The sequence below is a fragment of the Dietzia cinnamea NBRC 102147 genome, from assembly GCF_001571065.1.
GTDB lineage: Bacteria > Actinomycetota > Actinomycetes > Mycobacteriales > Mycobacteriaceae > Dietzia > Dietzia cinnamea.
On record NZ_BCSW01000040.1, the window covers coordinates 14,825 to 27,323 of the forward strand.

15 protein-coding genes are annotated in these 12,499 nt (G+C 71.7%); 8 read left to right on the top strand and 7 right to left on the bottom strand.

From position 1 onward, the window contains the following. Positions 1 to 47: 47 nt before the first annotated feature. Together DCI01S_RS12555 and DCI01S_RS12560 are read left to right on the top strand one after the other, a co-directional pair. Complete coding sequence (locus DCI01S_RS12555; protein ID WP_232303039.1) at positions 48 to 1,352, top strand: DEAD/DEAH box helicase; 1,305 nt, start codon at positions 48 to 50, stop codon at positions 1,350 to 1,352. Then, positions 1,352 to 2,281, top strand: a complete 930-nt coding sequence (locus DCI01S_RS12560) for a hypothetical protein (RefSeq protein WP_061229541.1) — start codon at positions 1,352 to 1,354, stop codon at positions 2,279 to 2,281. Before DCI01S_RS12555 ends, DCI01S_RS12560 begins: the two co-directional genes overlap by 1 nt. Before the next feature lie 7 nt (positions 2,282 to 2,288). Here DCI01S_RS12560 and DCI01S_RS12565 read toward each other — a convergent pair whose 3' ends face one another. Further along, positions 2,289 to 3,224: a hydrogen peroxide-inducible genes activator gene (locus tag DCI01S_RS12565; protein WP_061229542.1), complete on the bottom strand. Its 936-nt coding sequence runs from the start codon at positions 3,222 to 3,224 to the stop codon at positions 2,289 to 2,291. A 153-nt stretch (positions 3,225 to 3,377) separates the two neighbouring features. Here DCI01S_RS12565 and DCI01S_RS12570 point away from each other — a divergent pair, with 153 nt between their 5' ends. The 3 genes from DCI01S_RS12570 (at position 3,378) to DCI01S_RS12580 (ending at position 5,606) form a co-directional block, all read left to right on the top strand. Continuing rightward, positions 3,378 to 3,974, top strand: a complete 597-nt coding sequence (locus tag DCI01S_RS12570) for a peroxiredoxin (RefSeq protein WP_061229543.1) — start codon at positions 3,378 to 3,380, stop codon at positions 3,972 to 3,974. Continuing rightward, complete coding sequence (ahpD, locus tag DCI01S_RS12575) at positions 3,971 to 4,495, top strand: alkylhydroperoxidase, AhpD family (RefSeq protein WP_061229544.1); 525 nt, start codon at positions 3,971 to 3,973, stop codon at positions 4,493 to 4,495. The genes DCI01S_RS12570 and ahpD overlap by 4 nt, the downstream gene beginning before the upstream one ends. Positions 4,496 to 4,655: 160 nt before the next feature. Next, on the top strand, positions 4,656 to 5,606 hold the full coding sequence (locus tag DCI01S_RS12580; protein ID WP_244881728.1) for a hypothetical protein: 951 nt from the start codon (positions 4,656 to 4,658) through the stop codon (positions 5,604 to 5,606). 183 nt (positions 5,607 to 5,789) lie between these two features. On the opposite strand, the gene DCI01S_RS12585 is transcribed toward DCI01S_RS12580, so the two are convergent. From DCI01S_RS12585 to dut, 4 genes are all read right to left on the bottom strand, one after another. Next, entirely contained in the window at positions 5,790 to 6,527 is a 738-nt protein-coding gene (locus DCI01S_RS12585) for a DUF3159 domain-containing protein (RefSeq protein WP_061229545.1), read from the bottom strand. Further along, complete coding sequence (locus DCI01S_RS12590) at positions 6,514 to 6,921, bottom strand: OB-fold nucleic acid binding domain-containing protein (protein WP_061229546.1); 408 nt, start codon at positions 6,919 to 6,921, stop codon at positions 6,514 to 6,516. Before DCI01S_RS12590 ends, DCI01S_RS12585 begins: the two co-directional genes overlap by 14 nt. Before the next feature lie 31 nt (positions 6,922 to 6,952). Beyond that, positions 6,953 to 7,855: a DUF3710 domain-containing protein gene (locus tag DCI01S_RS12595; RefSeq protein ID WP_061229547.1), complete on the bottom strand. Its 903-nt coding sequence runs from the start codon at positions 7,853 to 7,855 to the stop codon at positions 6,953 to 6,955. A gap of 160 nt (positions 7,856 to 8,015) precedes the next feature. Next, positions 8,016 to 8,498, bottom strand: a complete 483-nt coding sequence (dut, locus tag DCI01S_RS12600; RefSeq protein ID WP_061229548.1) for a dUTP diphosphatase — start codon at positions 8,496 to 8,498, stop codon at positions 8,016 to 8,018. 51 nt (positions 8,499 to 8,549) lie between these two features. On the opposite strand from dut, the gene DCI01S_RS12605 reads away from it, so the two are divergent. Next, positions 8,550 to 9,056 (top strand): DUF3093 domain-containing protein, encoded by a 507-nt coding sequence (locus DCI01S_RS12605; RefSeq protein ID WP_061229549.1) that lies wholly within the window; start codon positions 8,550 to 8,552, stop codon positions 9,054 to 9,056. Positions 9,057 to 9,081: 25 nt separating this feature from the next. Here the strand turns inward: DCI01S_RS12605 and DCI01S_RS12610 are convergent, their stop codons facing one another. Next, a complete protein-coding gene (locus DCI01S_RS12610) occupies positions 9,082 to 9,384 on the bottom strand; it encodes a DUF4193 domain-containing protein (RefSeq protein WP_061229550.1) in 303 nt (100 codons plus the stop codon). 202 nt (positions 9,385 to 9,586) lie between these two features. On the opposite strand from DCI01S_RS12610, the gene cei reads away from it, so the two are divergent. Continuing rightward, positions 9,587 to 10,225, top strand: coding sequence for an envelope integrity protein Cei (gene cei / locus DCI01S_RS12615; RefSeq protein WP_061229551.1), 639 nt, complete (start codon positions 9,587 to 9,589; stop codon positions 10,223 to 10,225). Here cei and DCI01S_RS12620 read toward each other — a convergent pair. Next, positions 10,215 to 11,150 (bottom strand): inositol monophosphatase family protein, encoded by a 936-nt coding sequence (locus tag DCI01S_RS12620; protein WP_007628748.1) that lies wholly within the window; start codon positions 11,148 to 11,150, stop codon positions 10,215 to 10,217. The two genes, cei and DCI01S_RS12620, sit on opposite strands and share 11 nt — an antisense overlap. Positions 11,151 to 11,348: 198 nt before the next feature. Between DCI01S_RS12620 and ppgK the strand changes: the two genes are divergently transcribed. After that, on the top strand, positions 11,349 to 12,194 hold the full coding sequence (gene ppgK, locus DCI01S_RS12625; RefSeq protein WP_061229552.1) for a polyphosphate--glucose phosphotransferase: 846 nt from the start codon (positions 11,349 to 11,351) through the stop codon (positions 12,192 to 12,194). Positions 12,195 to 12,499 lie beyond the last annotated feature (305 nt).

Consider the following 12,499-nt stretch of genomic DNA (forward strand, 5'->3'; position numbering starts at 1 on the left):
GCCGGCTCCTCGAAGACCTCGGGGTGTCGGTCCCGATCAGGCATGCCGTGTCCGCGCTCGTCGCGGGTGAGCCGACACCGGTGCAGGCGGCCGCGCTCGCCGACGCCGTCGGCGGCGAGAGCCTGCTCGCGGTGGCACCGACCGGCTCCGGCAAGACGCTGGTGTTCGCGATCGGGGTGGTCCACCGCCTCGCGGGGTCACCGAGCCTGCCGGGTCGGCCCCGGGCGGTCGTGGTGGCACCCACCCGCGAACTCGCGGAGCAGAGCGCCGAGGTCCTCGCGGAGGTGGGGGCGGGCGCCGGGTTGCGGGTGGCCTCGTTCGTCGGCGGCCAGCCGATCAAGCGGGATCGTCGCGCGCTCATCGCCCCGGTCGACGTGGCCGTGGGCACGCCGGGTCGCCTCGCCGACCTGGTCCGGTCCCGGGCCGTGTCGTTCGCCGACGCGCGGGTCATGGTGCTCGACGAGGCCGACCACCTCCTGGGGCCCTCGTTCGTCGACCAGACGGAGTCGCTCCTCGCCACCTGCACCGGTGCGGGGCTCCTGGCGACCACGGCCACCGCCGACGCCGACGTCGAGGCACGCCTGCGCGAGGCGCGTCCCGGCCTCCGGGTCCACCGCGTCGAGCGCGCGCCGGCGTCGGTACAGCAGGAACCCGGGCCCGGAGGGTCGCCGGCGGCCGACACCGCGGCCGGGGAGACCGCGACGGGGACGACGACGACAACGGGCGCGCCACGTCAGCTGGTCATCCTCTCCACCCCGGATCCTGACGGCGTGGCGGTCGCGCTGGCGGCCCGCTGCACGCGCGGGCTCTTCTTCGTCCCTCGCCGGGATACCGTCGACGCGCTGCGTGCCGCCATCGCGGACACCGGCGTCCGCGTGGCCGGCGTGAAGGGGTCGGACTCCCCCACCCGGCGCTCTTCCGCGTTCTCCGAGCTGGCCTCGGGTGCCGTCCGCGTCCTGGTGGCGACGGACCTCGCGGGCCGGGGGCTCGACATCGTCGACGTCGGCCATGTGGTCCACGTTGGACCGCCGCACTCGATGGACGACCTCGTCCATCGTTCGGGGCGCACCGGTCGCGGCGTCGCGCGGGCCGGCGTGGTCGCCGCCGTCCTCAGGCCCTCCCAGGTGGACCGCGTCGCCGATCAGGCGCGGGCGTCGGGGATGTCGGTGGAGACGGTCGATGCCTCCCGGCCGGGCGCCGAAGAGACGATCGCGCGGGTGTTCGGCCCCGAGCTCGCGACACCGGCCGTCCGGAAGGCTCCGTCCCCGCCGGCGCGGTCGCGGCGGCCGTCCGAACCCCGGCGGCCCGCGCGGTCGCGCGTCCACCGCCCCAAGCGGAAGAAGCGGTCGTGATGTCCGACGTGCGGCCACCCGACCCGGTGGTGCTCCCGGAGGAGCTCTGGAGGCACCGCGAGGAACGCCACCACGCGTGGGTCGACCATCTGACGGCCGAGCACCTGGAACGCCGGCGCCGCGGGGAGCCGCACCCCGTCGTCGACTTCCTTTTCACCTACTACCGCACGAGCGTCGCCACGGTGCGTCGCTGGCATCCTGGGCCCGGCGTGTTGTTGGAGAACGCGCACCGGTCGGAACGCCGCGAGTGGCGGCATTACCGCCGCGACACGATCGCCGGCCGGGACGGACTCGTCGTGGACGCCGACTCGGTCTGGCGTCGCTGCGGCGACCGGGTCTCCCGCGCCCGTGCGGTGGTCTCGGCCACGGCGGGACGCCGCGGGGCCACGGGGTGCTTCGGCCTGCACGAGTGGGCGATGCTCTATCGTTCCGGCCGCGACGGCGTGCGCCACGGGCAGGTTCCCCTGCGACTGACCCACGAGCGGGTCGACGAGGTCGTCCGAAGCTCGCATCTGCAGTGCACGCACTTCGATGCGTTCCGCTTCTTCACCGACGCCGCAGTTCCTCTCAACCGCGAGCCGCTCACGCGAGACGGGCAGGTCCTCGACGAGCAGCCGGCGTGCCTCCACGCGGGGATGGATGTCTACGCCCACACGGCGGCCCTCGAGGCCGGCGCACCGGGTGAGCTCCTCCTCGACGCCCTGCGAGCCGCGTTCGACGCCCGCGAGGTGGACATGCGCTCGTCGCCCTACGACCTCTCGGCCTGGGGCCTGACGCCGATACCGGTGGAGACCGCCGCGGGCCGCGCCGAGTTCGTCGCCTTCCAGAAGCAGTGGATCGCGCGCACTCAGGGGCTCCGTTCACGGTTCCTGGCCGCGGTCGACCGTGTCGAGCGGATCGGGGCACGTGTCCCCGCCGGCGCACGGTGACCGGTCGTCACACGGGGGTCGCGCCGAACTCCTGCGCGGCCACGCCGGCGACGACACGGCCGAATTCGGCGTAGGCATCCGCCCCCGCGGTCGCGGTCCGGAGCACGAGACCGATCGTCCGACCGGGCACCGGATCCGCGAACCGCGCCACGGCGATTCCGGGATCGCGCGTCTCCGGACCGACCGCGGACTCGGGCACGATCGTCACTCCCAATCCTCCGGCGACGCACCGCACCGCGGTGGTGAGGGACGCGGCGCGGGATTCACCCCGCCCGAGCACCGGCGCGGAGACCCGGCGGCACAATTCGACCGTCTGCTCGCGGAGGCAGTGGCCCTCGTCGAGCATCAGCAGCGGCTGGTCGACGAGAATCTCCAGCGGCAGGCCCTCGCGTCCGGCGAGCTCGTGCGACGCCGGCACGAGCAGGGCGAACGGTTCGGTGTAGAGCGGCGTGGCGGCGACGCCCATCGCGTCGGTGGGGACCGCCATGATCGCGAGGTCGATGACGCCGCTGCGCAGCCCGTCCACCAGCCGGGACGTCTGGTCCTCCACCACCCGCGGCGTGAGGTCCGGGAACCGCTCCCCCAGCGCGGGGAGCAAGCCGGGCAGCAGGTAGGGGGCAACCGTGGGGATCACGCCTATTCGCAACGACCCGAACAGCGGCCCGTCACTGCCCGCAGCCGCATCGGCCACCGCGTCCATCGCGGTCACTGCCGCGCGCACGTACGGCAGCAGGCGGTGCCCCGCGGGCGTGACGAGGACGGACCGCGTACTGCGCTCGACCAGGTGCAGACCCAGTCCGTCCTCGAGCGTCGCCAGAGCCTGGGACAGGGAGGGTTGACTCATGCCGAGCCCCTCGGCGGCGCTGCGGAAGTGCAGGCGCTCCGCCACGGCGAGGAAGACCCGCAGCTGCATGAGGCTCGGAACGAACCGCTGATCAGCCATACCGATCAATGTACGGCCATCGATAACCGGAAGTCGACGATTATTCGACCATTCCTATGAGTGATCTACGTCTCATCAGCTTTACCTCTCACAGGGAGTGGGGCATAGTCGGGCATGGCCGTCCGACTAACGCCAAACCCTCAGGAGGATCACATGGCTCTTCTCACCATCGGCGATCAGTTCCCCGACTTCGAACTCACCGCACTGAAGGGTGGTGACCTCAAGGAGGTCAACGCGCAGCAGCCCGAGGATTACTTCGAGACGATCACCAACCAGTCCTACGAGGGCAAGTGGCGCGTGATCTTCTTCTACCCGAAGGACTTCACCTTCGTCTGCCCCACCGAGATCGCCGCCTTCGGCAAGCTCGACGAGGAGTTCCAGGACCGCGACACCCAGATCCTGGGCGGTTCGATCGACAACGAGTTCGCGCACTTCAACTGGCGCGCGACCAATGACGAGCTGAAGACCGTGCCGTTCCCGCTCCTGTCGGACATCAAGCACGAGCTGATCCGCGCGCTCGGTGTGGAGAACGCCGACGGTGTCGCCGATCGCGCGACCTTCATCGTCGATCCGGACAACGTCATCCAGTTCGTCTCGGTGACCCCGGACGCCGTCGGCCGCAACGTGGACGAGGTCCTGCGTGTGCTGGACGCCCTGCAGTCGTCCGAGGTCTGCGCCTGCAACTGGCAGAAGAACGATCCCACCAAGAACATCAACAAGATGGACATGCTGCAGGAGGGCATCAAGTGAGCATCGAGAACCTGAAGTCCGGACTCCCCGAGTTCGCCAAGGATCTCAAGCTGAACCTCGGCTCGCTGGCGCGGTCCACCGAGCTGAACGAGCAGCAGCTCTGGGGCACGTTCCTCGCGACCGCCGCGGCGACCCGGTCAGCGACCGTCCTGTCGGAAATCGCCGACGAGGCCCGCCAGCACCTGTCGGACGAGGCGTTCGACGCCGCGCTCGGCGCCGCCTCGATCATGGCCATGAACAATGTGGCCTACCGCGCCAAGGAGTTCCTGGGCGACGACTACACCCAGGTCCGCATGGGCCTGCGGATGAACATCATCGCCAACCCCGGCGTGGAGAAGGCCGACTTCGAGCTGTGGTCGATGGCCGTGTCCACCATCAACGGCTGTGAGAACTGCACCGCCGCCCACGATGACGTCATCCGCAAGGAGGGCGTCACCAAGGAGCAGGCGTGGGAGGCCGTGAAGATCGCCGGCACCATCGCCGGTGTCGCACAGGCCGTGGAGATCGACGCCAACATCTGACGCCCACCTCTCCGGTGACCATCGGGCCCCGCTGACGCTCGTCAGCGGGGCCCGATGCGTTTCCGCCGAATGCCTCATGGTCCGCGAGTTGGACCTCGTACTCGCGCCGCTGCGCAACTAGGTTCGGTACGAGCGCCGCGGAACGAACCCGCGGCACCGGATGATGGAGACGGCAACGACTACCGGAGGCACCCCACCGGGGGACGGGTACCCGAACGACCCCTACCGTTCTGGACCGGACCAGAACCAGGACCCCTACGGCGACCGGGGCTACGGCCAGCAGCCCTACCCGGGCCACGGAGGCTACGAGCCGTACCCCGGGCAGGGATACGGACAGCAGGGATACGGACAGCAGGGCTACGGACAGCAGGGATTCGGACAGCAGGGATTCGGCCAGCCGGCCTACGGACAGGAGCCCTACGGCGATCCGGTGTACGGCGGCTACGGCCAGCCGGGGCCGGGCGGAGCCCCGGCCCCGGTCGGCCGGGTATCCCCGACCGGCGCGGTCGCCGCCGGCTGGCAGATGTTCAAGAACAACCCGGTCCCCTGGCTGCTCATCACACTGGCCAGCGGTGTCGTCAGCGGGATCGTCAGTGCGTTCTCCACGGACGAGTCCGGGGCCGTGATGTTCATCGCCCAGCTTCTCTCGTTCGTGGTGGGCCTGCTGTTCCAGGCGTTCATCATCCGCGGCGCGCTCCTCGAGGTCGACGGCCACAGGCCGTCGTTCGGCGACTTCTTCAAGCTGCACAATTTCGGGTGGTTCGTGGTCGCCGCGATCCTCGTGGGCATCGCCACCTTCGTGGGTGTCTTCCTTCTCATCGTGGGCGCGTTCATCGTCGCGTTCTTCCTCTACTGGACGCAGTACTTCGTCGTCGACCGCAACATGACGGCCACCGACGCCATCGTGTCGAGCTTCCGTGCCGTCAAGTCCGATGCGGGCAACCTGCTCGCCCTGGCGCTGCTCAACGTCCTCATCGTCATCGCGGGCGCCCTGGCGCTGCTGGTCGGCCTACTTGTGGCCATCCCGCTCACCACGCTCGCGTCGGTGTACGCCTACCGGGTGATCACCGGCCCGAGCGAGTTCTCAAGCACCGCGACCGCCGCCGCCTGATCCACCGCTGCCCGATACACCGCCGTCCGACCCACGGCGACGGAGGCGAGGTGCCCCGGAGAGAACGACGCCCCGACGGCCGAGTGGCGGTCGGGGCGTCGTCATTCACGGGGCGGTGTCAGTCACGAGGCGGTGTCAGTCACGGGGCGGTGGCAGTCCGGCGAGGTGGCAGTCCGCGCGGCGTCACCCCCCGGGCGCGGCATCCCCCGGCGACCGCTCGGGGGCGGCGCTTTCCGCGTCCTTCTCGTGGGCCATCGCGCGACGGACCGCCCACACGGTTCCGAGGAGCGCGATCAGCGCCAGTGGCCAGCCCATCCCGATACGCGCGGCACCCAACCAGTTGACCTCGTCGTTGAGGTACAGGACGTACTGCAGGATCGCCCGGATGGCGAACAGCGCGGCCCAGAAGCCCGTCGCCACGGTGTACCACCGGCGGGCGGGCGGGATCCGACGCCAGGCCATCCCCTTGCCGTCGAGGAAACCCCAGATCACCCCGACGAGAGGCCACCGGGCGAGCGCCGACAGCGCGAACGCCGACCCGTACACGGCCTGGGTGATGATGCCGTACAGGAAATACCCCTTGGCGTCTCCTGTCCGCCAGGCGATGAAGACACAGATGGCCACGCCGATGAACCCGGAGATCGCCGGCTGTGGGTTGTCCCGGCGACCCAAGGACCAGGCGAGCATGGCGACCGCGACGCCGAGGGCGCCCCAGATCGCGGCCGTCAGGCCCCAGAACCCGTTGACGGGGACGAACGTGAGGACGGGAATCGAAGAGAAGACGAGCCCGCGGACACCGCCCATCTGCTCGAGCACCGATGCGTCGGGATCCCCGAACGTGGTCTTCCGGCCCCCCGCCGACGACGGTCGGGCGTCAGCGCCGGTGTCAGGCTCCCCCGCCGCCTGCTCAGGCTCTGTCACGCGATTCCTCCACTGTGCTGCACGGCTGCCCGTCGAGCAGCTCGTAGCGGGGGTTGTACATGATCCTGTGACCGTCGCGGACGCCGACCCGGCCCGTCACTCGGATGAACCGACCGGTGTCGATCCCGGGGATCGTTCGCCGCCCGAGCCAGCAGACCTCGATCGCGCCGGTCCCGTCGAACACCTCGGCGGTCATCCCGAGGAAATCCGATCCGCCGCACGAGAGCACGGTCCGGATGCGCCCGGTCAACGTCACGCGGTCTCCTCGAGCGACATCCGCGACGTGGGTGCACCCCGTCCGCTGCACGCGCACGGCGAGGTCCGCCGCGTCGAGGGCCTCGACGGGGTCGGTGAGTCGGGCGGTCAGGTCACGCAAAACCCTGGGGAAAGGCATGGTCAGATCTCCATCGGCCGACCGGATCCGGTCACAGGTCGTCGTCCCCGCGGCGGAGCCGGTCCATCGCGCTTCCGTCCCTGCGGGGCGTCGCGCTGCCCCCGGTCGATGACGCGGCATCTCCGCCCGTCGACGGGACGGCCTGTCCGCGGCCCTGCGGAGCCGTGGCGGCGCCGGCGGACGGTGCGGTCGCCTGCGGTTTCTCCGGCGCCGCCTGCGCCCCCGCCGGTGCCGCCTGGCCGGCCCGCCCCTGCTGGCCGGCCGCCATCTGCTGCTGGTACGCCTGCGCCTGTTGCTGCGCGGCCTGCTGGGACCGCGCCTGGGTGAGCGCCTGCTGGATCTCGTCCGGGATGGTCAGTGGGAGCTGCTCCCGCACGGGCATCGGCCCGTCACCGCGGTTGATGAGGAGGTGCCGGAACACCTCCCGCCCCTCCTCCGCCGCCTGGTCCGCGAGCTCAGGCGTGGCCATGACCCGGACCTCGGCGGTCCACCGGTTGCCGTCGACCCCGATGGCGCGGAAGACCGCCCCGGGCAGCACGGCGACGAGTTCGCGCCCCCAGGGACCGTCAACCACCGAGACATCGGCGCCCTGCTGTTCGAGCTGCTCACGCATCCCCGCCACCATCGTGCGCCACTGTCCTGCCGACTTCGGGGCGGCGAACGCCCGCGGGATGACACGTGAGACCTGGGTGACGACGTGGAACTCGGGCTGGCCGGCCGGGTCGAGGGCCACGTTCAGATCGCGGCCCTGCGGCACTCCGATGACGAGCGACCCCAGGTCGATATGGCCGTAGCCGAGGGCCGTGTAGTACGCGCGCACGTCTGGAACGGACGAGCGGTCGTGCGGCCCCGTCGACGAGGGTGCCTGCGACTCCGCCTCGGTGGACGCGGCGGCGTCGCGGGCCCCGGTCACCGGCTTCTTTCGTCCGAACATGGTGGAAATCCTCTCGGAGTGCGACCCGGCCCCGGACGGGACCGTCGCGGACGACGCTACCCAACGGCGTCGCCGCCGGTCAGGTCAGGCGCGATGGTGGTCTGTCTCCCCGGGTGTGAGGGCGGTGGTGGTCTGTCTCCCCGGGCGTGAGGGCGGCCGGTCAGCTCAGGCGGTGGTGGCCCCCGGTCGAGCCGTGGCCGCCGTCCCCGCGGTCGGTCTCGTCGAGATCATCGACCTCCACGACGTCCCACAACTCGACCCGCTGGACGAGGAGCTGTGCGATCCGGTCACCGCGCGCGATACGGACGGGTTCGGCCGGATCGAGGTTGATGAGGTTCACCTTGATCTCCCCCCGGTATCCCGCGTCGACGGTCCCGGGTGCGTTGACGATGGACAGTCCCGCCCGTGCCGCCAGGCCGGACCGTGGGTGCACGAGGCCCACGTACCCGACGGGCAACGCGATGGCGACTCCCGTCGGCATGAGGACACGGTGTCCGGGTGTCAGGTCGCAGTCCTCCGCGGCGTGGAGATCGATCCCGGCGTCCGCCGCGTGCGCCCGGACAGGCAGCGGGAGTCCACTGTCCAGCCGTCGTATCCGGAGCACCTCGCCGGTACCGCTCACCCCGGCCGATCCGCTCACCATGCCGCCGCCCTCCTGCCGGGCGTCGCCCGGTTGCTCGATAGTCTTGATGTCGTGTCCGACGAAGATCTCCGCCCCCCACCCGATCGCGCGCCGCGCCCCGTCCACTCCGAGACGCTGCGGGTCCCGGTGTGGTGGTGGCTCCTGCTCGCCGCGGTCACCGTCGTGGCGGTCGTCCTGGCCTTCACGGCCGGCGCACGCTGGTGGATGTGGCTACTCGTCATCGTGGTCCCCGCCCTGCTCGCCTGGCTGTTCGTCTCGCTCGGCCGCGAGAGGATCGAGGTCGAATCCGACGGTCAGGGCGGAGGGACACTGTACGCGGGCCGCGCGCGCCTGCCGTTCGACGCGATCGCCCGCAGCGCGGTCGTTCCCGCGACGGCGAAGCAGGCGGCGATGGGACGGCAGCTGGACCCGGAGGCGTTCGTCGTCCACCGCGGGTACATCCCGACCATGGTGATCGTGGTCCTCGACGACCCTCTGGACCCCACGCCGTACTGGCTCATCAGCACGCGCGACCCCGAGGGGCTCGCGGCGGCGCTGCCGGACAACCACTACAGCTGACCGGCGGCGCCGCCGCGCGCGGTGCTCAGCCCGCGCAGTCCATGCAGATGGCCATGCCGTCGCGCTCCTCGGCGAAGCGGCTGCGGTGGTGCACCAGGAAGCACTCGCCGCACGTGAACTCGTTGTCCTGCTCCGGCACAACCCGCACCGTGAGCTCCTCGCCGGACAGGTCGGCACCCGGCAGTTCGTAGGACTCGGCGGTGTCCGTCTCGTCGACGTCGACCTCGCCGGTGGCTCCCTCCGCGCGCCGTGCCTTGAGCTCCTCCAGCGAATCGCCGGTGAGCTCGTCTGCCTCGGTGCGGCGGGGAGCGTCGTAGTCGGTTGCCATGAGTCTCTTTTCTGGGTCTGTGTGGGGGGGTGCCCGATTCGGCGGTGGACCGACCGGCGCACGCATAGTAACGGAATCTCCCGCCTTTTTCATCCAGCGGTCACGTCCGTGTTCCGGGCGGGATCGCCTGCGCCCGACGTTTACAGTGGAGGGCCGGGTCCCATCGGGGACCGCAGCCCGTTCACCTGCAGGAAAGGCCCTCATGGTCGTCCATCTCAGCACCCAGGCGACACCGAGCCCGACCCCCGCGCGGGGGTCGACCCGCCTGCGCTCGCCCTACGTCCTGTTCGTGGTCGTGGTGCTCGTCCTCGGTGCGCTCGTCTGGGCCGCGGCACTGCGCGGAGACGACGCCGCCACCCAGGCCGTCGCCTGCCCGCTCCCGCCGGCGGCCGAGGAGGCGGGCCTCGAGGAGGAGTCCGTGGACGCCCTCGATCAGGTCGCGCCGGCGCTGCTCGCCGACACCCGCATCCGGGTGCTCAACGCGAACGGCCAGAGCGGGCAGGCCGGTGCGGTCGCCGCCGAGCTGGCCGAGCGCGGATTCCAACCGGCGGGCTCGGACGCGATCGGCAACGACCCGGTCTACGGGCAGGCCCTCGAGTGCCACGGTCAGATCCGCTACGGCGAGGCGGGCCGGGCCGCCGCCCGCTCGCTCTCCCTCGCCGCGCCGTGCATGCAGCTGGTGACCGACGGCCGCACCGACGGCACCGTCGACCTGGCGCTCGGCACGACGTTCTCCCGCCTGTCCGATTCCACCGCCGCCGTCGGCGCGCTCGACGAGCTCAAAGTGGGTCGCCAGCCCATCTCCTCCGAGCTCGACGCCGCGCGCGCCGTCAGCTGCTGAGCCGTCCGGTCGCGCCCGCGAGCGCGGAGAGGAACTCCGGCGCCACGCCGGGCGTGGCGCCGGTGGTGGGCACGGCGTCGTCCTCCGACACCGCCACCACCGCCCCGGCCTCGGCCGCGATCAGCGCGCCCGCCGCGTGGTCCCAGTATTTGAGCCCGCGCTCGTAGTAGGCGTCCAGCCGGCCGGTGGCCAACATGCACAGATCCAACGCCGCAGACCCGCACCGGCGGATGTCACGGACCCGCGGGAGCAACTCGGCCACCACGCGGCCCTGCTCCGCCCGGATCCCCGCGTCGTAGGCGAACCCGGTTCCGACCAGGGCGAGCGACAGGTCCGCGCAGTCCGACACGCGCAGCGCCGTCGTGGTGCCGTCCGCCTCCCTCAGGGCCGCGCCCCGGCCCGAGCCCCCGCTCCAGGTCTCCCGCGTGACGATATTGTGGACCGCCCCCGCGACCACGACGCCGTCCACCTCGGCGGCCACCGACACCGCCGTGAACGGGATCCCGTACAGCAGGTTGACCGTCCCGTCGACGGGGTCGACGACCCACCGGACCCGCGGCTCGCGCGCACCGGCGATGTCCCCGTCCGTCGGCACGCCCCCCGGATCGCCCGGGGTCTCGTGCGTGTCGTGCGCGACCTCCCCGCCCTCCTCGCCGAGGACCGTGCCGCCCGGGCGGGCGGCCGCGATCTCCCGCCGCAGGTGCTCCTCCACCGAGGTGTCGATGACGGTCACCGGATCGGTCTCCGACGACTTGGACCGCGAGCCCAGCCCCTGCGAACCCGGCCCCCGCGAGTCGAACTCGGCCAGCATCCGCCGGGCCACGTCACCGCCCGACACCGCCACCCTCTCGGCCAGCTCCCGTAACCCGTCGACGAACTCCGGGCCGGTCCGGCCGGCCTCCTCTGCTGCTCCGCTGGACGTCATGTGCCCCTCCTCGTCGTCGTCGTACCCCTCCGGGGCCCGTACTCGGACCCGCCGGACGGGCGCGGCGGTGAACCCGCCCCGGGGCCCGCCGGACCGATACGCTGGCCCGCGGGCGCCCGACGCCCATCGTGCCCCGACGGCCCGGGCACCTGACAACCGACGCCGTGCCCCGCACGGTCCACCCCACGGGAGCCCCACATGTCCAGCCCCTCGCCCCTCTCCGCCGTCCCGCCGACGGAGACGCCGACCGGACTCGGCGTGGACGTCGGCGGCACCGGCGTCAAGGTGGGGCTCGTCGACCTCGCGCGCGGGGAACTCATCGGCGACCGGCTCGTCCGCCCCACGCCCCAGCCCGCCACCCCCGACGCCGTCGCCGCGCTCATCCGCGAGATGGTCGCCGAATTCGACTGGCGCGGCCCGGTGGGCGTCGCCCTCCCGAGCGTCATCCACGAGGGCGTGGCGCGCATCGCGCACAACATCGACCACTCCTGGATCGGCTGCGACGTCGTCGACCTCTTCGACCGGCACCTACCGGGCCGCACCGTCCTCATGCTCAACGACGCCGACGCCGCCGGCCTCACCGAGGTCCACTACGGCGCCGGTGAGGGCGTCGACGGGCTGGTCATCCTGCTGACGTTCGGCACCGGCATCGGCTCAGCCCTCCTGCTGGACGGCAGGTTGCTACCCAACACCGAGTTCGGCCACCTGATGGTCGAGGACATCGCCGGGCGCGGTTTCGACGAGGCCGAGCACCTGGCCTCCGCCTCCGTCCGCGCCCGCGACGGACTGAGCTTCGAGGAATGGGCCCCGCACGTGTCCAACGTGCTGCGCGCCATCGAGGACCTCCTCTGGCCCCGCGCCTTCGTCCTCGGGGGAGGTGTCAGCGAGGCCGCCGACCAGTGGTTCCCCCTGCTCGAGAACCGCACCCCCGTCCGCGCGGCCGTCCGGCGTGGCGACGCCGGGATCATCGGCGCGGCGCTCTACGCCGCAGGTCACTCGGGGGTGCTCGACCTCGGCCGGGTCCTGCCCGACGTGGGCGTCTGACCCGGGCTAACTCCGCCGGATGCAACCCCCCGGACAGAATCTCGTTACAATGGCGCAGGCCGGGAACACGTACCGGCCGGGGACGGGCCCGGTACCGCAAGGCGGACGGCTCGCATGTCTGCAGACCAGGCGGCATCGATCCCCGATTCCCATCGAGTAACCGGTTGTGAAGGGGCGTTTGTGGCAGCCACGAAGACCACCAATTCGGATTCCGCGGCGAGCGGCGATCCGTCGGCCACCGAGGTCACTGGCGAGGCCCCCGCCAAGAAGACCGCCGCGCGCAAGGCGCCCGCGAAGAAGACGGC

Excerpts from the sequence above, each read along its gene's own strand:
- DCI01S_RS12560 (WP_061229541.1), top strand. The coding sequence starts at position 1,352 with ATGTCCGACGTGCGGCCACCCGACCCGGTGGTGCTCCCGGAGGAGCTC.
- DCI01S_RS12565 (WP_061229542.1), bottom strand. The coding sequence starts at position 3,224 with ATGGCTGATCAGCGGTTCGTTCCGAGCCTCATGCAGCTGCGGGTCTTC.
- DCI01S_RS12570 (WP_061229543.1), top strand. The coding sequence starts at position 3,378 with ATGGCTCTTCTCACCATCGGCGATCAGTTCCCCGACTTCGAACTCACC.
- DCI01S_RS12580 (WP_244881728.1), top strand. The coding sequence starts at position 4,656 with ATGATGGAGACGGCAACGACTACCGGAGGCACCCCACCGGGGGACGGG.
- DCI01S_RS12590 (WP_061229546.1), bottom strand. The coding sequence starts at position 6,921 with ATGCCTTTCCCCAGGGTTTTGCGTGACCTGACCGCCCGACTCACCGAC.
- DCI01S_RS12595 (WP_061229547.1), bottom strand. The coding sequence starts at position 7,855 with ATGTTCGGACGAAAGAAGCCGGTGACCGGGGCCCGCGACGCCGCCGCG.
- dut (WP_061229548.1), bottom strand. The coding sequence starts at position 8,498 with ATGGTGAGCGGATCGGCCGGGGTGAGCGGTACCGGCGAGGTGCTCCGG.
- DCI01S_RS12610 (WP_061229550.1), bottom strand. The coding sequence starts at position 9,384 with ATGGCAACCGACTACGACGCTCCCCGCCGCACCGAGGCAGACGAGCTC.
- cei (WP_061229551.1), top strand. The coding sequence starts at position 9,587 with ATGGTCGTCCATCTCAGCACCCAGGCGACACCGAGCCCGACCCCCGCG.
- DCI01S_RS12620 (WP_007628748.1), bottom strand. The coding sequence starts at position 11,150 with ATGACGTCCAGCGGAGCAGCAGAGGAGGCCGGCCGGACCGGCCCGGAG.
- ppgK (WP_061229552.1), top strand. The coding sequence starts at position 11,349 with ATGTCCAGCCCCTCGCCCCTCTCCGCCGTCCCGCCGACGGAGACGCCG.